This window comes from Arcobacter lacus, assembly GCF_003063295.1.
Classification (GTDB): Bacteria; Campylobacterota; Campylobacteria; order Campylobacterales; family Arcobacteraceae; genus Aliarcobacter; species Aliarcobacter lacus.
Genome location: NZ_MUXF01000016.1, coordinates 119,532 through 138,095, shown reverse-complemented (window position 1 = coordinate 138,095; position 18,564 = coordinate 119,532). Strand labels below are relative to the sequence as shown.

Annotated in this window: 21 protein-coding genes; 10 read left to right on the top strand and 11 right to left on the bottom strand. The window is 27.5% G+C overall.

The window, feature by feature from the left end:
* Window positions 1–12 precede the first annotated feature (12 nt).
* Genes B0175_RS08445 through B0175_RS08430 form a run of 4 tightly spaced genes read right to left on the bottom strand, consistent with a single transcriptional unit; the run spans window position 13 to window position 2,467 of the window.
* A complete protein-coding gene (locus tag B0175_RS08445; protein ID WP_004510905.1) occupies window positions 13–369 on the bottom strand; it encodes a hypothetical protein in 357 nt (118 codons plus the stop codon).
* A 9-nt stretch (window positions 370–378) separates the two neighbouring features.
* Window positions 379–762: a RidA family protein gene (locus tag B0175_RS08440; protein WP_014469326.1), complete on the bottom strand. Its 384-nt coding sequence runs from the start codon at window positions 760–762 to the stop codon at window positions 379–381.
* A gap of 40 nt (window positions 763–802) precedes the next feature.
* Window positions 803–1,576: an NUDIX hydrolase gene (locus tag B0175_RS08435; RefSeq protein WP_108528158.1), complete on the bottom strand. Its 774-nt coding sequence runs from the start codon at window positions 1,574–1,576 to the stop codon at window positions 803–805.
* 12 nt (window positions 1,577–1,588) lie between these two features.
* The gene (locus B0175_RS08430) at window positions 1,589–2,467 is read right to left on the bottom strand and encodes an AraC family transcriptional regulator (RefSeq protein ID WP_108528202.1); all 879 of its coding nucleotides are present in this window, start codon (window positions 2,465–2,467) and stop codon (window positions 1,589–1,591) included.
* Window positions 2,468–2,597: 130 nt separating this feature from the next.
* Here B0175_RS08430 and B0175_RS08425 point away from each other — a divergent pair, with 130 nt between their 5' ends.
* Window positions 2,598–3,710 (top strand): aminotransferase-like domain-containing protein, encoded by a 1,113-nt coding sequence (locus B0175_RS08425; protein WP_108528157.1) that lies wholly within the window; start codon window positions 2,598–2,600, stop codon window positions 3,708–3,710.
* A gap of 11 nt (window positions 3,711–3,721) precedes the next feature.
* Here the strand turns inward: B0175_RS08425 and B0175_RS08420 are convergent, their stop codons facing one another.
* From B0175_RS08420 to trmD, 4 genes are all read right to left on the bottom strand, one after another.
* On the bottom strand, window positions 3,722–4,264 hold the full coding sequence (locus tag B0175_RS08420) for a hypothetical protein (protein WP_108528156.1): 543 nt from the start codon (window positions 4,262–4,264) through the stop codon (window positions 3,722–3,724).
* A gap of 3 nt (window positions 4,265–4,267) precedes the next feature.
* A complete protein-coding gene (locus tag B0175_RS08415; RefSeq protein ID WP_108528155.1) occupies window positions 4,268–4,870 on the bottom strand; it encodes a DedA family protein in 603 nt (200 codons plus the stop codon).
* Window positions 4,871–4,971: 101 nt separating this feature from the next.
* The gene (gene rplS, locus B0175_RS08410; protein WP_012147912.1) at window positions 4,972–5,328 is read right to left on the bottom strand and encodes a 50S ribosomal protein L19; all 357 of its coding nucleotides are present in this window, start codon (window positions 5,326–5,328) and stop codon (window positions 4,972–4,974) included.
* Between the two features lie 55 nt (window positions 5,329–5,383).
* On the bottom strand, window positions 5,384–6,073 hold the full coding sequence (trmD, locus tag B0175_RS08405) for a tRNA (guanosine(37)-N1)-methyltransferase TrmD (protein ID WP_108528154.1): 690 nt from the start codon (window positions 6,071–6,073) through the stop codon (window positions 5,384–5,386).
* Between the two features lie 106 nt (window positions 6,074–6,179).
* Between trmD and B0175_RS08400 the strand changes: the two genes are divergently transcribed.
* The 5 genes from B0175_RS08400 to B0175_RS08380 all read left to right on the top strand — a co-directional run bounded on the left by B0175_RS08400 (window position 6,180) and on the right by B0175_RS08380 (window position 11,669).
* Entirely contained in the window at window positions 6,180–6,533 is a 354-nt protein-coding gene (locus B0175_RS08400; protein ID WP_108528153.1) for a hypothetical protein, read from the top strand.
* Window positions 6,534–6,697: 164 nt separating this feature from the next.
* A complete protein-coding gene (metE, locus tag B0175_RS08395) occupies window positions 6,698–8,965 on the top strand; it encodes a 5-methyltetrahydropteroyltriglutamate--homocysteine S-methyltransferase (protein ID WP_108528152.1) in 2,268 nt (755 codons plus the stop codon).
* 105 nt (window positions 8,966–9,070) lie between these two features.
* Window positions 9,071–10,276: a threonine ammonia-lyase gene (gene ilvA, locus B0175_RS08390; RefSeq protein WP_108528151.1), complete on the top strand. Its 1,206-nt coding sequence runs from the start codon at window positions 9,071–9,073 to the stop codon at window positions 10,274–10,276.
* 90 nt (window positions 10,277–10,366) lie between these two features.
* The gene (locus B0175_RS08385) at window positions 10,367–11,053 is read left to right on the top strand and encodes a F0F1 ATP synthase subunit A (RefSeq protein WP_108528150.1); all 687 of its coding nucleotides are present in this window, start codon (window positions 10,367–10,369) and stop codon (window positions 11,051–11,053) included.
* Window positions 11,054–11,114: 61 nt separating this feature from the next.
* A complete protein-coding gene (locus B0175_RS08380) occupies window positions 11,115–11,669 on the top strand; it encodes a thiamine phosphate synthase (protein ID WP_108528149.1) in 555 nt (184 codons plus the stop codon).
* Between the two features lie 73 nt (window positions 11,670–11,742).
* Here the strand turns inward: B0175_RS08380 and B0175_RS08375 are convergent, their stop codons facing one another.
* The 3 genes from B0175_RS08375 to plsY form a co-directional block, all read right to left on the bottom strand.
* The gene (locus tag B0175_RS08375) at window positions 11,743–13,035 is read right to left on the bottom strand and encodes a major outer membrane protein (protein WP_108528148.1); all 1,293 of its coding nucleotides are present in this window, start codon (window positions 13,033–13,035) and stop codon (window positions 11,743–11,745) included.
* A gap of 290 nt (window positions 13,036–13,325) precedes the next feature.
* Entirely contained in the window at window positions 13,326–13,637 is a 312-nt protein-coding gene (locus tag B0175_RS08370; protein WP_108528147.1) for a dihydroneopterin aldolase, read from the bottom strand.
* Window positions 13,634–14,257: a glycerol-3-phosphate 1-O-acyltransferase PlsY gene (gene plsY / locus B0175_RS08365; protein WP_108528146.1), complete on the bottom strand. Its 624-nt coding sequence runs from the start codon at window positions 14,255–14,257 to the stop codon at window positions 13,634–13,636. Before plsY ends, B0175_RS08370 begins: the two co-directional genes overlap by 4 nt.
* An 88-nt stretch (window positions 14,258–14,345) precedes the next feature.
* Here plsY and nadA point away from each other — a divergent pair, with 88 nt between their 5' ends.
* From nadA to B0175_RS08345, 4 genes are read left to right on the top strand one after another with little or no spacing between them, the layout of a single operon-like run.
* Window positions 14,346–15,335 carry a quinolinate synthase NadA gene (gene nadA, locus B0175_RS08360; RefSeq protein WP_108528145.1) on the top strand — a complete coding sequence of 330 codons (990 nt, stop codon included), beginning with the start codon at window positions 14,346–14,348 and terminating at the stop codon, window positions 15,333–15,335.
* Window positions 15,332–16,153: a carboxylating nicotinate-nucleotide diphosphorylase gene (nadC, locus tag B0175_RS08355; RefSeq protein ID WP_108528144.1), complete on the top strand. Its 822-nt coding sequence runs from the start codon at window positions 15,332–15,334 to the stop codon at window positions 16,151–16,153. Before nadA ends, nadC begins: the two co-directional genes overlap by 4 nt.
* 53 nt (window positions 16,154–16,206) lie before the next feature.
* On the top strand, window positions 16,207–17,193 hold the full coding sequence (locus B0175_RS08350) for a DHH family phosphoesterase (protein ID WP_108528143.1): 987 nt from the start codon (window positions 16,207–16,209) through the stop codon (window positions 17,191–17,193).
* Window positions 17,177–18,562: a M23 family metallopeptidase gene (locus B0175_RS08345; RefSeq protein ID WP_108528142.1), complete on the top strand. Its 1,386-nt coding sequence runs from the start codon at window positions 17,177–17,179 to the stop codon at window positions 18,560–18,562. The genes B0175_RS08350 and B0175_RS08345 overlap by 17 nt, the downstream gene beginning before the upstream one ends.
* Window positions 18,563–18,564: the final 2 nt, after the last annotated feature.

The window sequence follows — 18,564 nt, the reverse complement described above, 5'->3', positions numbered from 1 at the left end:
GTTTTTTATTTTTTAATCACCAAACAAAACCTCAACACCATATTCAGGATGAAGGATTACTTTTTTAAAGTAATCAACTCTTTGTTTTTGTCCATATCTTTTTTGAGATTTGAACTTTAACTCTAATTCTTCACCATTTAATATAGCTCTTACTTCACTATGTTTTAGATAGTGACCATATCGACTTAATGCATTTTGCCAAATCTTAAATCCACATTTAGAATCTGCACTCAATTCAAATAGTTCGCCATCTTCACTTACCCAAGAAGCATTTGAACAAGCATAAAGTTCGACTTTTTTACCTCGAACTTCTTTTTTTCTAACTTCTATTTGTCCATCATCACAATATGGGCATTTTCCTAAAAACATAAATATTTTTTAGTTTTTAAAAGCTATTGTATCTACTTCAACTAAAACATTTTTTGGTAATGTTTTAACAGCAACTGTACTTCTTGCAGGTGCAGTTTCACCTTTGAAGTATTGACCATAGATTTCATTGAAAGCTACAAAGTTATCCATATCAGATAAATAACAAGTTGTTTTTAAAACATTTTCAAAAGAACTTCCAGCTTCTTCTAATACAGCTTTTAGATTTTCCATAACTTGTTTTGTTTGCTCTTGAACTCCACCACTTACTATATCCATAGTTTTTGGGTCAAGTGCGATTTGTCCTGAAGTAAATACTAACTTTTCAAAAGTTGTTGCTTGATTATAGGGTCCTATTGCGCTTGGTGCATCTGGTGTACTTACTATTTTTTTCATTTTTTATCCTTTATTTTAAAATTTGTATTATATTTAGTTTTTACTTGTTTTTAGAAAAAAACAGTTCAAATTCATTTTTAAGATGATTTAAAATTGGAGTTTCACTCATATATAAACCACCACTTTTTACAGCAGCTTCTACGATAGCTTTTGTATAGTTATGAATATCATCTCGAATAAACATTTCATCAACATTTAGCCAAATAGCTTCACTAATTTCTTCTTTATCTTTTATATCAATTTTTGTACTTTTGGGAATAGCTTTACATAAAACATACAAATTTGACTTATGAAATTGATGTGGATAAAAGTGTCCCAAAGAGATAATCTTCTCAAATTCTACAACAACTCCAGTTTCTTCAAAAACTTCTCTACTTAAAGCAGTTGTTATCATCTCAGCATCATCAATATGTCCACCAGGAAGTTTATAATACTCATTTCGTATTTGCTCTTTTATCAAAAGTATCTCATTTTTTTTATTTATAACAACCGCACCAACTCCTAAAGTGTGATTTGCTAAAGTTGGAACTATTGCATTTTCTTTTAAAACTTTTACTAAAAGTAAATAATCACTATTACAAGAGTGAAAAGTAAAACCAAAATTTGTAGCTATTGAAATAAATGATGATTTTTTTATATCTATATAAATCCAAATTAGATTTCTTTTATCTTTTACTTCATCTATCAAATTAGCTAAATTAGTTTCAAACTCTTCTTTTGTTTTAGGTAAATCTTCACTTTGTATAGTCAAACCATTATATGGATCAAGACTTGTTTTAAAATCGAATATATATTCAATACTTGTATTATTCATAATATGCCCTTTTTAAACATACCTAATAGGTAAATAATAATCCAAAATAAACTCTCCATCATCACTTAAAAAATGGTTTTTATGGTAAATCGTATAAGATGGGCTAGGTGTTGTTTCATAACCACTTTTTATTAGCCAAGTATGGTAAACCCACTGAATTAGCTTTATAACATCTCCATATTTTCCACTTAAAGAAAATTTTGCATAAATTCCTTTTGGAATAATTAAACTTGGAAGTAAAAAATCTTGATAAGCTTTTTCTTTGTCTTCTAGAACAACAATCGCAATATATTGACAATCTTCAAGTGGTGTAATAATAGGATTATCATGATGAAGAGCCATTTGTTTATACTCTTTTATATCATTTGTATATATCCAAGTTTGAAGTTTTTGCCAAGTTTTTTTAATACTTTTATCATATCCTTTATGTCTTATATAATACCCTTTTATTTCTGGCATTTTTACAATACTTGGTTCTATATTTGAAAAATCTATTGTTTGACTATTTGTAGATATTTTTTCAACTATTTTATTTGAATACTCTTTATAACCACCATTTTTCCACTCTTTTGGTGTCATTAAAAATCTTTGTTTAAAACTTCTTAAAAATGAAGTTTGAGAGCTATATCCTGTCATTTTTGAAATATCTGTTATAGTTGAATATTTATTTGTAATAAGCAAATTTGCAGCTTTTTGCAATCTTATTGATTTTATACTTTCATAAATATTTTTACCAAACTCTTCTTTAAAAATTCTATGAAGATGAAATTTACTTATTTTCAAAGTCAAACATAACTCATCTATATTTATATCTGTATCTATATATTCATAAATATAATTCATCACATCATTTGATATTTTGGCTCGTTTTTCGAAGGTAACTCTTTTCATAAATAGAGTATAGCATTTTATGTATATAAAATTAGCAAAAATAGATAATAATAAAAGCATTTTTTGTAAAGTATAATTCAAAGTTTTTTTGTAGACTTTTAAAAAATAATATATAAGGGAATTTTTATCCATGAGTATCAAAAGATCATTTATTAGAGAAATCCTAGAAGCAATCGATGAAAAAACTATTTCATTTGCTGGTGGACTTCCAAGTGAAAATCTATTTCCAACACAAGATTTAAAAGAAGCAACATTAAAAATACTAGATAATCCAAAGGTTTATCAATACACAGTTAGTAATGGAATAAATGAATTAAGAGAACAAATTGCACTAAGATATACTAAAGAAGGCTTTCCAACAACTAAAGATAATATTTTGATAACAACAGGAAGCCAACAAGCCATGTATATTTTGGCAAAGTTTTTTGAAAATAAAGATATTACTATTGAAGAACCATCATATTTAGGAGCTATGAATATTTTTAGACTAAATAATCTAAAAATGAAAGGTGTTAAACTTGAAAATGATGGAGTAAATATTCAAGAATTTGAAAAAAGTTTTAAAAATACAAAATTAGCATATCTAATTCCAGATTTTCAAAACCCAAGTGCAACAACTTATAGTTTAGAAAAAAGAGATGAAATTGTAAAAATAGTAGAAAAAAATGATGGATATTTGATAGAAGATAGTCCTTATAGTGAACTATTTTTTGATAAAAAAATGCCTTATATCAGTGCAAAATTACCAAAAAATTCTTTTCATTTAGGAAGTTTTTCTAAAACTTTAGTTCCAAGTTATAGAATTGGTTGGATAAGAGCTGATGAAAAATTAATTCAATCTATTATGATTATAAAAGAGAGTATTGATTTACACTCAAGTGGATTTTCACAATATATACTTGCAGAATATTTAAAAGATGAAGCTAAATATGAAAAACATCTTCAAGAAATAAGAGATGACTACAATAAAAAAGCATCTTATTTTTCAGAACAATTAAACTTAATAATGCCAGAGTTTAAACACGAAAAACCAAAAGGTGGGATGTTTTTATATGGAACTTTTGGACAAGGAGTTGATACTTTTGCACTTGTTCAAGAGTGCTTAAAGAAAAAAGTAGTTTATGTTCCTGGAAACCAATTTTATATAGATAAAATTCCAAATGGTGAGATAAGATTTAACTACACACACTCAAACTTTGAGCAAATTGAAAAAGGTATTAAACTTATTAAAAGTTGTTTGTAAAATAGATTTTTCTATTTTACAAATTTACTTTTTAGTAATTTATAAATTCTTACAATCTTCTCTTTTAATCTACTTTTTGAAATAAAAAGATTTTCTTTTATCTCTTTTTTTATAATTGATGCTTTCTCTTTTATCAACAAATATGCTTTTGAACTTTTTATTTTATTTATAAATAAAACAAGCTTTTCATAAATATATTTAAACCAAATAAACTCTAACAATTTCTCTTTTGTTATATTAAAAAACCAAAAAATAAGTGCAGCAATTGGAATTTTTAAAAGATATAAAAAAGTTCCTAAAATTATATGTCCTGATATAAATACAAATCCTGCATAAACTCCTAAAAGTTCAACTAAAAAAAATGGAATTATAAAAATAATTAAAATGATATAAGAGTTTAAAGCTAAAATTTTAGGAGTTAGATTTTTAAAAAGTGGAAAATTTGATATATAAGAGATAATTGGTTTTGCAAATTTATCCCAAATTAACTCTTCAAAAATTATATAAACAAATACTAAAAATATTAAAAGAAAATTTATTATTCGTTTATACATATTCTATCCTTTTGTTTTTTTAACTCTTCTATAATAAAAATAGGCAAATATTGCTAATAAAATTAGAATTACTATAACAATTATATGCAAATACTCTTTTACTAAAGCTTGATTATTCCCTAAAAAATATCCTAAAATTGTCAAAATCAATACCCAAATTCCTGCACCTAAACTTGTATATAAACTAAATACAAAAATATTCATTTTTGCCAAACCTGCAGGGAGTGAAATATATTGTCTAACGCCAGGAATTAATCTTCCTGAGAATGTTGAAATATGTCCATGATTTTTAAAAAATTCTTCCATTTTTAAAATAGTCTCTTCACTTATTAAAATATATTTTCCATATCTTAATAAAAATGCTCGTCCAAGTTTTATGGCAAAATAGTAGTTAAATAACGCACCTGCAAGCGAACCTAATATTCCAAATAATAAAACTAGATAGATATTCATTTCACCTTTTGAAGCTAAATAACCAGCAGGTATCATCACAACTTCTGAAGGAAATGGGAAAAAAGAACTTTCTAAAAACATCATTATAAAAATTCCAAAGTAACCTAAGCTACTAACAGTTTCAACAATAAAATTAATTATACTCGATAACAAAAGATTTCCTTGAATTAGGATTTGTATTTAAAAAAGTTTTTTGAAAAGATTTGTATTTTTTGAAGGTTGACATAGAGTCAAAATTAAGGCGATGCCTTAATTTATCTTTTTAACTCTTTAATTCTTGCAGCTTTACCTTTTAATCCTCTTAAGAAGTTAAGTTTAGCTCTTCTTACTCTTCCTCTTCTGATTACTTCAAAAGATTTTAAAGATTCAGAATATAATGGGAAAATTCTTTCAACACCAATAGAGTTAGCACCAAGCTTTCTAATTGTGAAAGTAGCATCTACACCATTACCACTTCTTCCAATGATAATACCTTCGAAAGTTTGAATTCTTTTTTTCTCACCTTCTTTAATTTCAACACCGATTCTTACAGTATCACCTGATCTGAATTGAGGAATTTGTTTTTCTGCAATTTGCGCTGCTTCAAAGCTTGCAATATATCTATTTTTCATCGTATTTCCCTTTGGCGAAAGTGCCCGCATTTGCAACTTGCGGGGTATCACACTTTTATTTAAATTTTTTGTTTGTAACTAAACCTGGTCTAAAGTATTTTGTTTTGCAAATAGACAGGTTTTTTTTTAGGTCGAGAATTTTAATATGATTTCCCTTTAAATATTCTTTAATGACACTTAAATTTTGGTAATTTTCAGGTTTTGTAAAAGAAGGTGCTTCTAGAAGGTTGTTTTCATAACTTTCAACTTCTAAAGAATCAGCATTTCCTAAAACATTTTCAATATTTCTTGAAATTGCATCTGCCATAACAGTTGAAGCTAATTCTCCTCCTGTTAGTATGTATTCTCCAATACTAAAAACTTCATTAGCATACTTTTCTATAACTCTTTCATCAATTCCTTCATATCTTCCACTTACAAATACTATATTTTTTTTCTTTGCTAATCTTTTTGCATCATTTTGTTTAAAAGGTTTTGCTGCAGCTAAAGGAAAAATTATATAAGCATCTTTATTTTTGTTTTTTATTTCATCTAAACAGTCAAATAAAGGTTGGCAAGATAGAAGCATTCCTGCTCCACCACCTACCATTTCATCATCAACTTTTTTATGTTTATTAGTTGTAAAATCTCTAGGATTGTAAAACTCATAACTAATAAAGTTAGATTCAATAGCTCTTTTTAAAATAGAGTCTTGAAAATAAGGTTCGATTAAACTAGGGAAAAGTGTTACAAATGTAAATTTCAAAATTCCAAATCCATTTTTATTTGGAATAATATCATATTTATTTTTATTTATTATTAAGTATTATTAATTTAAACTTCACCTTTAATTATATTTATAAGGTTTTTACTTGAAAGTATTGAATGGTTTTGGAAAAAAATACTTCTCATTGTCATCTATTCAAGCATATAGTGTCGCTATAACACTACACAATATTGCTATATCTTGTAAAAATCACTTACAAATAAAATTACAATTGTCTTCTTCATTAGAAGATGAAGAAGAATCCATTCATCAAGGTTTAGAAGAAAGTTTATTATCTTGCTTTGCTATAAAAAGTAAGCCTTGTCATTGTGATTGTCTTTTTAGAAGAAAAACTGCATTAGCAGTAAGACTTTTTAGATATATTCCTAGATGTCCATTTTATTGTACATTTTTTGCTTTTAGAAGAACTGGCGTTCACCCTCCATTACATACTTTATAATTTCGTATCAATATAAATTTATAAGATACCTTTGTTTCTATTTTAGGCTTCGTTTTCGTAGCTTTTTAGGTCTTAATACTTTTTAGTGGTTTTTAATCCACTCTATAAAAGTAGTTAAATTATATATGGTTCTTAAAAAAAGAACCTTTGAAAAAGGATAAAGAATGTCAAAAAATTATGTAATAGGATTTCCAAGAATTGGAGAAAAAAGAGAATTAAAAAAAGTTTTAGAACAATATTGGTCTAAACAAACAGATTTCAATGAAGTTAAATATGTTGCAGAACAATTAAGAAAAAGACACTGGAATTATCAAAAAGAGGCAAAAATAGATTTTATTGCATCAAATGATTTTTCATATTATGACAATATGTTAGATACTACTATTTTATTAGGAGCAATTCCTCAAAGATTCCAAAACTTAAAAGATGAAGAGTTATATTTTGCAATGGCTAGAGGAAATGAAACTAGTGTTGCTATGGAAATGACTAAATGGTTTAATACAAACTATCACTATATCGTTCCAGAAATTTCAAAAGATACAAAATTTACTCTAAATTCAAAAAAAGTAATTGAAGAGTATAAAGAAGCTTTAGAGTTAGGAATAAAAACAAAAATCAATCTTATTGGTGCAATCACTTACCTTGGACTTTCAAAAAGTATAGATAATAGTGATATTTTTGCACATATAAATAATGTAGTAGAAGTTTATAAAGAACTTTTATTAGAAATTTCTAAACTTAATGATGAAATTGTTGTTGAATTTGCTGAACCTTTATTTGTAAAAGATTTAGACACTAAAGTTTTATCTTTAATCAAACCTGTTTATGATGCTTTAACAAATGTTGCACCAAATATCAAAATTGTTGTAACAACATATTTTGAACACTCAAATGAAGCTACAAAAATTTTGGTTAATACTCCAATTTGGGCATTAGGTTTAGATTTTATTCATGGAAATAAAAATCTTGAAACTTTAGAACTTATCAAAAACTCAAATAAAGTTTTAATTGCTGGAGTTATTGATGGAAGAAATATTTGGAAAAGTAATTTTGAAGATAAAGTAGCTTTACTAAATAAAATTTCAAATGTTGTTTCTAAAGAAAATATTATTGTAGGAACTTCTTGCTCTTTATTACACGTTCCATTTACTTTAAATTATGAAGAAAAATTAGATTCTGAAATCAAATCTTGGTTAGCTTTTGCAGTAGAAAAATTAAAAGAGTTATCACTTGTAACAAAACAATTTTTTGATTTAAAACTATCTTTAGAAGATACTGCAACTATTAAAAGAAATGTTGAAGAAAATAAACAAAGAAAAATATCTTCAAAAATTCATAATAAAGTAGTTCAAGACGAAATCAAAAATTTAAAAGTATTTGAAAGAGCTGATAAATTCCAAGATAGAATAAAAGTTCAAAGAGAATTTTTTAAATATGATGCACTTACAACTACAACTATTGGTTCATTTCCTCAAACACCTGAAATTAGAGAAAATAGAAAACAATATAAAGCAAATGCTATTTCAAAAGAGCAATATGTTGCAGAAATCAAAAAATATATTGATGATTGTGTAGCTTTCCAAGATGAAATCGGACTTGATGTTTTAGTTCATGGAGAACCAGAGAGAAATGATATGGTTGAATATTTTGGTGAATTAATGGAAGGTTTTGCATTTACTCAAAATGCTTGGGTTCAATCATATGGAAGTAGATGCGTAAAACCACCTTTAATTTTTGGAGATGTTTCAAGACCAAATCCAATGACTGTTGAGTGGATTAAATATGCTCAAAGTAAAACTAAAAAAGTTATGAAAGGTATGTTAACTGGACCTGTTACAATTTTAAATTGGTCATTTGTAAGAGATGATATTCCAAGAAATGAAGTAACAAAACAAATCGCACTTGCAATTAATAAAGAAGTTGATGATTTACAAAATGCTGGAATTAAAATGATTCAAGTTGATGAAGCAGCGTTTAAAGAAGGATATCCTTTAAGAATTGAAAATATAAAAGCTTATGAAAACTGGGCAGTTGAAAACTTCCGTCTAAGTGTTAGTTGTGCAAAAGCTGATACTCAAATTCATACACATATGTGTTATAGTGAATTTAATGATATTATAAAAACTATCGAAGCAATGGATGCAGATGTAATTTCAATCGAAACTGCAAGAAGTGGAAATAGACTTTTAAAAATCTTTAAAGAAGTTGCATATAAACAAGAAATTGGACCTGGAATTTATGATATTCATAGCCCAAGAGTTCCAAGTGTTGAAGAAATGGTAAATCAAATTAAAGCATTAATTGAAGTTTTACCAAAAGAACAATTATGGATAAATCCAGATTGTGGACTAAAAACTAGAAAATGGCCAGAAGTAAAACAAAGTTTAATAAACTTAGTTGAAGCTGTAAAAATTGTAAAAAATTCTAACTAGAGCTTTTGCTCTAGTTTAAAAATATGTTTTGTTATAACTTAATTATGATAAAACATATTTTTAGATACTATTTCGTTTCTAAATAAAAAAAACGAGAAAAGTAAAATGATTACATTAAACGATATAAAAGACGCAAAAAAACAGTTAGAAAAAGCCATTTCTCTAACTCCTTTGATGAAAGCCCCAATTTTAAGCAAAGAAAAAAATGCAGAAATCTATCTAAAAGAAGACAACCTTCAAATAACTGGTAGTTTTAAAATCCGTGGTGCATTTAATAGAGTTGCTTTACTTGATGAAAAAAGAAGAAAAAATGGAGTTGTAGCAGCAAGTGCAGGAAATCACGCTCAAGGTTTAGCTTTTGCAGCTAAATATTTTGACTGTGAAGCTACTATTTTTATGCCAGAAGCTACTCCACTTACAAAAGTTTTAGGAGTAAAATCTTATGGTGCAAATGTTGTTTTAACTGGTGAAAATTTTGATGAAGCATATGCAAGTGCAACAAAATTTGCAAAAGAAAATAACAAAGAATTTATTCATCCATTCGCTGATAATGCGGTTATTGCAGGGCAAGGAACAATTGCTTTAGAAATTTTAGAAAAACTTGAAGATGTAGAACAAATCATTGTACCAATTGGTGGTGGTGGTCTAATCGCAGGTATTGCTATTGCTGCAAAAAGTATAAATCCAAAGATTAAAATAACTGGTGTTGTTGCAAGTGGTGCAAAAGGAATGAAAGACTCTTTTTTAGCTGGAATTCCTATTGATTCAGCTTCTGTTAAAACTATCGCTGATGGAATAGCAGTAAGAGATGTTACTCCAAAACTACTTGATTTGATTTTAGAATATGTCGATGAAGTTGTAGAAGTAAGTGATAATGAAATAGCAAATGCAATTTTATTTTTATTAGAAAAACATAAACTTATGGTTGAAGGAGCAGGAGCAGTTCCAGTTGCAGCTATTATGCATGATAAAATTGATATTTCAAACAAAAAAGTTTGTGCTGTTGTAAGTGGTGGAAATATTGATGTTACGATGTTGTCACTTATTATTGAAAAAGGTTTAGTAAAATCTTATAGAAAAATGAACTTAATCGTTACTCTTATGGATAAACCAGGTTCATTGATGAAATTAACAGAAATATTTACGCAATGTTCTGCAAACATAATAGAAATAGATTTTAATAGAAACTCTTTAAAACTTGAATTTGGTGAAGCTTATGTAACAATTGCTCTTGAAACAAAAGGTGAAGAACATCAAGAACAAATAAGAGAAAATTTGAAACAAAATGGCTATAGATTTAAACAAATCTAAACTAAATTTTTTTATTTATAAAAATTTTAGAAAACAAATAATATAATAGGCGCATAATTTAGTAAATGTAGAAAACAAAAAAGGAAGAGTATGGAAGGAAGACTGTTTACATTCTTGGGTGCTATTGGTGGACACGGGCAAGAGTGGATAATCTTATCACACTATGTTTTAGTTATTGGAATTATTTTTATAATAGCAAGAGCTGCTACTAGAAAATTACAATTAGTTCCAACTGGAAGCCAAAATGTATTAGAGGCTTTTGTAGGTGGTATCATCTCTATGGGAGCTGATACAATGGGTGAAAAAAATTCTAGAACTTATATGCCACTAATTGGTTCATTAGCTTTAGTAATTTTTGTTAGTAATATGATTGGAGTAATTCCTGGTTTCGAAGCTCCAACTTCAAATATTAACTTCACTTTATCTTTAGCTTTAATAGTATTTGTTTACTATAACTATTTAGGTATTAAGAAAAATGGTTTTGTAAACTATTTTAAACATTTTATGGGACCAATGCCTGTGCTTGCACCTTTAATGTTCCCTATTGAAATAATCTCTCACTTATCAAGAATTGTTTCTTTATCATTTAGGCTTTTTGGATCAATCAGAGGTGATGATATGTTCTTAATGGTACTTTTAATGTTAGTACCTTGGATTTTACCTTTACCTGGATTTTTCTTATTAACTGCATTTGGTGTTTTACAAGCATTTATTTTCAGTATATTAACTTATGTTTATATTGCTGGATCTATTATGATGGAACACGAAGAGCACTAAAAATCAAAATAAGGCTTATATTAAAGGGAATAAGTTTTTACTTATTCCCTTTTTTAATTTCATGAAAAAATATCTTATAACAGACCCAAACTACTACACAAATAATGAACTAATATTTAAACAAACATTATCAGATGTTTTTGAAAAACATAACGTTGACTTTGCTTGTTTTAGAGATAAACAGTCAAATAACTTTGAAGCTTTAGCTAAAACTTTTATTGAAACTTGCCATGAAAAAAACATAAAAAATACTTTTTTAAATTCAGATTTTCTTTTAGCTCAAAAATTAGGATTTTATGGTGTTCATTTAACTTCAACACAATTTGAAGATATAAAAAAAGCAAAAGAGTTAAATCTTAAAATAATCATCTCTTGCCACAATACAAAAGATATAGAAACTGCTAGAGAGTATGAAGTGGATTATATAACATATTCTCCTATTTTTGATACACCAAACAAAGGAAAAGCAAAAGGTATCAAAGATTTAGAATTAGTATTAAATAGCTTTAAAGATATGAAAATCATAGCTTTAGGTGGAATAATAGATGAAACTCAAGTGAGTAAAATAGAAGAAACAAAAGCTTATGGATTCGCTTCTATTAGGTATTTTATATAGTTTTTTATTTGCATAAAAAAAGGTTGAGCTAAGCCCAACCTTTGAAAGATAAGTTTTTTAACTTCTAAAAATATTAGAATGTATATTCAACTTGGATTCTTCCTCTATTTTGGTCAGAATATTTTTCTTTATCACCATTGTTTTTGTATTTTTCTTCATAAGTACCATATCTTAAATATGTACTTAAGTTTTTAGACATTTTATAAGTTAATTGTCCAAATACTTCTTCAACTTCTAAATCAGTAAGTACACTTTTAGTACCATTTAATCCACTTGAAGGTCTATCAGCTTTTAGGTTACCATAGTTAGCAGATAAATTTAAGTTATCTAAAATATTTACACCTAAAACACCTTGCCAATAGTCAGCATCTGCAATACCGTTAGATGATAAATTCCATCCTAAAGTAGCATTTTCAGCATCTTGGTCAAATGCAGTTATACCACCATCTTTATCTGTTCCTGTATAAGAAACTTTAGCATTGAAAATACCTAAGTTACCAGTAACAGCAAGTCTATACATTGCATTATCATCTGAATCTAAACCAACTTTTTTACCATTGTCTAAAGTTAAAGAAACATATCTAGCTTCAACACCAATTTTTGAATCAGTAGAAGGTTTGAAATCAGCTTTAGCAACTAATGTATAAGAATCTAAAGCATCTGCAATATCTACATACCAAGCTTCAAGTTTAACTGGACTTAAGTCAGCTTGTAACGTACCAACATATAAATCTCTACTTCCTAAATTTTCACCAGCTGTAAAAGTTCCTGAAATAGCAGCTACATTTGCAACGTTAGTACCAGAATTGCTAACTAATTTTGTACCATTAATATTTCCAGATCTATCTAAGTTAGTTTGGTTAAAGTAACCAGCACCTGCAGTTACAGGTCCAACAGAAGAAAGAGCTAAAACCCCTGTTCCTGTATGTTCATTTCCATCAGAATCAATCGCAACTGTCCATGGAGTAGCTAAACCTTGTTTACCAGCAATAACCGTAGTATTTTGGATACCTGTAAACGCAAAGTTAGCATGAGATAAAGTTACATCTGGATTACTATCAGAACCTTTGTGCGCATCTAAATCAGCGAATTCACCTGTTCCACTAGCAACTAAAAATCTTGAATTGAATTTAACATAATCATTAACTTTTGAAGTTAAATTTAAACCAATTTTATATTTATTTCTTTCACTGTGGTGCTCATTTCCCCAAGTACCTTTGTCATCATCAAAGTTATCATATCTATAAACAACAGAACCTGAAGTTTCTACATTTTTGATAGCTTCTTCTAATGGTTGAGCATTAGCAGTTGAAAAACCAGCTACTGCAACAGCAGCTACTAAACTTAATTTTGAGATCTTTCTCATTTTTTTCTCCTAAAATTTCGAAATTCTAATCGATATACAAGAACTAGTTAGTTTTAGTACACCATGACGGGCATTTTATACGAGTTAAAATTAAAGTTTTCTTAAAATTGTTATTTTTTAGTTAATTAACTGTTAATTTAAGTTAGATTTCAATTAACCTTTAAAATATGCTACACTAATGCTATTTAGGACTTTTTTACTCGTATTTTATGCTTCAAAAATTAATATATTTATTGACTTTTATTTCAATTTGATTACAAATATTATAATTAAAAAAAACTTATTTTTATTTAATTCGATAAACTAACAATACAATCTTTTAATATTGTTGGTTTTGAGATTTTTAGTTTGAGATTTTTTATCTCATAAGTTTGATTTAGAAGTTTTGTTAGATATAAAATTGCATCTTCTATTAATTGAAATTTTTCTTTTTTCATAGTTTGTTTTATCAAATCTACTACTTGGGCATAATCTATGAACTTATCATTTGAGAAATTATACTCAAATGACAAATTTATAATAACTTTTTGTTTTTTTACTCTTTCAAAATCAAGTATTCCAATAATACATTTAAAAGTAAGATCTTCTATGTCTATTTTCATATAACTTTACTTTCTTGCCCTTTTATAAGTCTTACAATATTTGGAATGTGTTTATATAGAATAATAAATGCTATTAAGTACATAGGAACATTTGAATTTATTCCTAAATCATCATATATAAATATTGCACTTATAACAGCAGCAACCAATCCTAATAAAGAAGATAATGATGATATTTTTAAAACTTTTGCGCAAACTATCCAAACGAGTGCACCAATTAGTGTTGAATAAGGAATTAATACAATATACACACCAAGTCCAGTTGCTACTCCTTTTCCACCTTCAAGTCCTAAATAAATAGAATAACAGTGACCAAGTACAGCCAATACAGCTATTGCCCAAAGAGTTTCGCTACTTACTCCATAATATATACCAACTAATAAAACCAAAGTTCCTTTTAAAGCATCAAGTAATACTGTAGCAATTCCTAATTTTTTTGCTAAAGATGGGTTTGTTTGTTTTACAACTCTTAATACATTTGTAGCACCTATACTTTTACTACCTTGTGATTTTATATCAACTCCAGCAAAAGTTTTTGCTAAAATTAGTCCAAATGGAATAGAACCTACTAAATAAGCAAGAAGATAAAAAACTATATTTTGATTTGTTAAAAAATCCATAAATAACCTTTGATTTGTGTTTAAAATAAATCAGATTATAACTAAAAATTTGTTATATTCTCACTTAATAAAAATATGAAGGTTTATTTTGGATTTAAAAGAAGAGATTAAAAAACTAAAAGAAGAATTAGATGTAACTTTAGTTGCTCACTTTTATCAAAGAGATGAAGTTTTTGAATTAGCAGATATTACTGGCGATTCTTTAGAGTTAGCAAAAAAAGTTATGAATACAAATACAAAATTTGTTGTTTTTTGTGGTGTTGGTTTTATGGGTGAAAGTGTAAAAATAATGAGTCCAGAAAAAAGAGTTTTGATGCCAAAAGTTGCCTGTTGTGCAATGGCTAGAATGATTGATGAAGGCTATTTTGAACAAAATTTAAAAAAGATTAATGAAGCTGGAATACCAAATGAAAATATCTTACCAATTACTTATATAAACTCGAGTGCGAGAGTAAAAGCAAGAGTTGGAATGATGGGAGGAATGGTATGTACCTCATCAAATGCCTATAAAATTATAGAAAAAGGTTTAAAATCAGGTAAAAAAATATTTTTTGTACCTGACCGTTGTTTAGGACAAAATTTTGCTAAATCACTAAATCTAAAATCAGCTGTTGTTGGTGATGGAAGTGATTTAAAAGAAGCTGATATTATTTGTTATAACGGTTTTTGTTCTGTTCATCAACAATTTTCAACTGATGATATAGATTTTTACAGAGAAAAATTTCCTGATATTTTGATTGCTGTTCATCCAGAATGTGATCCAAGTGTTTGTGATAAAGCTGATTTTGTAGGTTCAACTTCTCAATTAATAACATATATTAAGAGTTTGGATCCAGAGCAAAAAATAGCCGTTGGAACAGAGTTTAATATGGTAAATAGATTAAGAACAAAAAATACTTATATTTTAAGTTCTACAAAACCAGAATGTCCTACTATGAATGAAACTACTTTAGAAGATGTTTATCGAACTTTAAAATCTATAAAAGATGATAGCATTTCAAAAGAAACTGAAATTTATGTAGATGAAGAGACTATAAAATGGGCAAAAGTAGCATTAGAAAGGATGTTTGAATTATGATAAATATAAGAAAATTTGTAAAAAATGCAATAAATGAAGATAATGGTAGAGGAGATTTATTTTTTGATATAGCTCCTGAAGGAAATTTTACTGCAAAAATTATTTCAAAAAGTGAAGGAATACTTGCAGGAGTAAAATATGCAGATATTTTGGCTAAAACTGAAAAATTCAAAATAGTATTTTTAAAACAAGATGGTGATTTTATTCATCCGGGTGATGTTTTAGCAACTTTAGAAGGTCGAGCTTCAAAACTACTTTCAAGTGAAAGAACTCTTTTAAATATGTTGCAACATGCTTCTGGAATTGCAACAATGGCAAATAAATATTCTAAGATGATTGAAGATACTGGTGTTGTATTACTAGATACAAGAAAAACTAGACCACAACTTAGAGATTTTGAAAAATATGCTTCAAGAATTGGTGGGGCAATAAATCATAGACTTGGACTTGATGACTGTTTGATGTTAAAAGATACACATTTAAGAACTATTGATAATCTTGCAGAATTTGTAAAAAAAGCTAGAAAAAGAATATCTTGGGTTACAAAAATAGAAATAGAGTGTGAAACTTTAGACCAAGTAAAAGAATCTATGGCTGCTGGAGCAGATATAATAATGTGTGATAACATGACTCCTGAACAAATAAAAGGTGTTGTTACTTTTAGAAATGAAAACTATCCACATATTTTGCTTGAAGCTAGTGGAAATATAAATTTTCAAACAATTAGAGAATTTGCACTAACAGGTGTTGATGCTATTAGTAGTGGAAGTATCATTCATCAAGCAACTTGGCTTGACTTTTCAATGAGAGTTGATTAACTTTTGGTTAGTAAGTTTTTGTTAGATTTAATTTTGAAAAAGGAGGATTAATATTGAAAAAAGATTTTATTCTAAATAATAAAGTTGATATGTCAGAATACACTAAAGCTTTAGAATTAATAGAAAAAAGCAAATATATTCTAATTATTACTCATGTTAATCCAGATCCTGATTCTATTGGTTCAGCTCTAGCTTTATCAAATCTATTTTATGAAAATAAAATAAAGCATAAGGTTTTTAATATAAGTTCTGATTTACCACAAAACCTTGATTTTATACCAAGATTTGAAAAAATCACATCAGAACTTCCTAGTTTTTTTGATTTAGCTATTAGTGTTGATTGTGGAACTTATGGAAGACTTGGATTTGAACTTCCTTCAAATATTCCACTTATAAATTTTGATCATCACAAATCAAATGATAATTTTGGAACAGTAAATGTTGTGGATTCAATGAAAAGTTCAACAGCAGAACTTGTTTACGAATTTTTCAAACACAATGGATTATATATCACAAAAGCTAGTGCAACAGCTCTTTATGTTGGAATTTATGATGATACATTAGCTTTTTCACTAAATCGTTGTGATGAGATAACTTTCCAAAAAATAAATTTTTTAGTTGAGTGTGGAGCTAGTCCATCTGATATAGCAAATAAACTTTTACGAAGAGATTCTTTGGCAAAATATAGAATAATTCCAAAAGTTTTAAATAGCTTAGAACTTTATCAAGAAGGAGCCGTTGCTTCAATTATTGCTAAAGAAGAGTGGTTCAAGGAAACAGGAGCTCACAATAGAGATTGTGAAGATGCTCTTGATATGATTATGAGCATGGCTATAGTGAGAATAGCTTTTTTTGTAAGGATTGTAAATGGTGTATCAAGAGTATCATTAAGGTCAAAAGGTAAAATTGATGTTGCTTTGATAGCGTCTAAGTTCAATGGTGGTGGGCATTTTAATGCCTCTGGTTGTACTTTAGAAATGAAAGATGTAGAAATCGCAAAAAATATAGTTTTAAAGGAAATTCTTGAGTTATATAAATAAAAAAAGTAGTTGGCTATACGTTCTTGTAGCTATTATGTTTGTTGTTGTTGGTGTGTTAGCATATGCTTTAACTTTGGATAGAAGTGCTCCAAAGATTATTGTTCAAAATGAAGTTATGGATAAAGATATTTATTGGAATTTACAAAATCCTATAAAAATTGATATAGGTGATGCAAGTGGAATTAAATCTTATGAAGTAACTTTCAATGATGGTCAAAGTCAAATAAATTTAGACACAAAAATAGTAAAAGAAGATTCAAATAGCGTATCTCTTGAAATTTATGCACCAAAAAATTCTGAGTTTTTAAAAGCTACAAATGGTACTTTAAAAATTGTAGCTTTTGATAATAGTAAATGGAATTTTTTTAAAGGAAATGAGAGTGTTAAAACTTCTAACATAATAATTGATAGAAGAAGTCCAATTGCAAATGTTATTACAAACTCTTATTTATTAAGACAAGGAGGAAGTGGTGTTTTAGTTGTAGAAGTAGCTGATGACAATCTAAAAGACTATTATGTAACTTTTAATGATGAAGTTATCTTTGAACTTTTTCCTTTTTACAAAAAAAATTATTATATAGCTATCATTACTTGGCCTATTGATATAAAAGAGTTTAAAAGAGTTAACCTTGTAGCTGTTGATATGGCTGGAAATAAAACTATTACAAAAATTCCATACTATATTCAACCATTTAAAGAAAAAGTTGATGAATTAAAAATTTCTGATGAATTTGCAAATACAATAAGTAAAAGAGTACTAGAAGAGAGTAATATGCCTGTTCCTTTAGAACCTGCAGAAATTTTTGTAAAAGCAAATAAAGAATTAAGACAAAAAAATGTTCAAACAATGAGAGATGTTGTAGTACAAAACTTCAAAAATAGTGAACAAATTCCTTTCAATGTAAAAACTTTCGTTAGACTTCCAAATGCAGCTACTTTTGCTATGTTTGGTGAAAGAAGACACTATTTTTATAATGATCAAAAAATTGATGAAGCTTGGCACTTGGGTATGGACTGGGCAAGTGTAAAAAGAGCGGATATAAATATAACAAATCCTGGAAAAGTTATATTTAAAGACTATTTAGGAATTTATGGAAATAGTATTATTGTTGATCATGGATTAGGTCTTGCATCACTTTATGCTCATACAAGTAGTCAAAATGTTGAAGTTGGAGATTTTGTAACAGCTGGTCAGCATATAGCAAATACTGGTGCAACTGGTGCAGTATTTGGTGATCACTTACACTTTGGAATCTTAATTCAAGGAATAGAAGCAAATCCAAATGAATGGTTAGATGTTAGTTGGATGAATAAAAATGTTGACCAAACAATGAAAGATGCAATAAAAATAATAGATGGGAAAAAATAGTA

Excerpts from the sequence above, each read along its gene's own strand:
- nadC (WP_108528144.1), top strand. The coding sequence starts at position 15,332 with ATGATAAATATAAGAAAATTTGTAAAAAATGCAATAAATGAAGATAAT.
- B0175_RS08375 (WP_108528148.1), bottom strand. The coding sequence starts at position 13,035 with ATGAGAAAGATCTCAAAATTAAGTTTAGTAGCTGCTGTTGCAGTAGCT.
- B0175_RS08385 (WP_108528150.1), top strand. The coding sequence starts at position 10,367 with ATGGAAGGAAGACTGTTTACATTCTTGGGTGCTATTGGTGGACACGGG.
- B0175_RS08425 (WP_108528157.1), top strand. The coding sequence starts at position 2,598 with ATGAGTATCAAAAGATCATTTATTAGAGAAATCCTAGAAGCAATCGAT.
- B0175_RS08440 (WP_014469326.1), bottom strand. The coding sequence starts at position 762 with ATGAAAAAAATAGTAAGTACACCAGATGCACCAAGCGCAATAGGACCC.
- B0175_RS08370 (WP_108528147.1), bottom strand. The coding sequence starts at position 13,637 with ATGAAAATAGACATAGAAGATCTTACTTTTAAATGTATTATTGGAATA.
- B0175_RS08430 (WP_108528202.1), bottom strand. The coding sequence starts at position 2,467 with ATGAAAAGAGTTACCTTCGAAAAACGAGCCAAAATATCAAATGATGTG.
- B0175_RS08435 (WP_108528158.1), bottom strand. The coding sequence starts at position 1,576 with ATGAATAATACAAGTATTGAATATATATTCGATTTTAAAACAAGTCTT.
- rplS (WP_012147912.1), bottom strand. The coding sequence starts at position 5,328 with ATGAAAAATAGATATATTGCAAGCTTTGAAGCAGCGCAAATTGCAGAA.
- plsY (WP_108528146.1), bottom strand. The coding sequence starts at position 14,257 with ATGGATTTTTTAACAAATCAAAATATAGTTTTTTATCTTCTTGCTTAT.
- ilvA (WP_108528151.1), top strand. The coding sequence starts at position 9,071 with ATGATTACATTAAACGATATAAAAGACGCAAAAAAACAGTTAGAAAAA.
- metE (WP_108528152.1), top strand. The coding sequence starts at position 6,698 with ATGTCAAAAAATTATGTAATAGGATTTCCAAGAATTGGAGAAAAAAGA.
- B0175_RS08420 (WP_108528156.1), bottom strand. The coding sequence starts at position 4,264 with ATGTATAAACGAATAATAAATTTTCTTTTAATATTTTTAGTATTTGTT.
- B0175_RS08445 (WP_004510905.1), bottom strand. The coding sequence starts at position 369 with ATGTTTTTAGGAAAATGCCCATATTGTGATGATGGACAAATAGAAGTT.
- B0175_RS08380 (WP_108528149.1), top strand. The coding sequence starts at position 11,115 with ATGAAAAAATATCTTATAACAGACCCAAACTACTACACAAATAATGAA.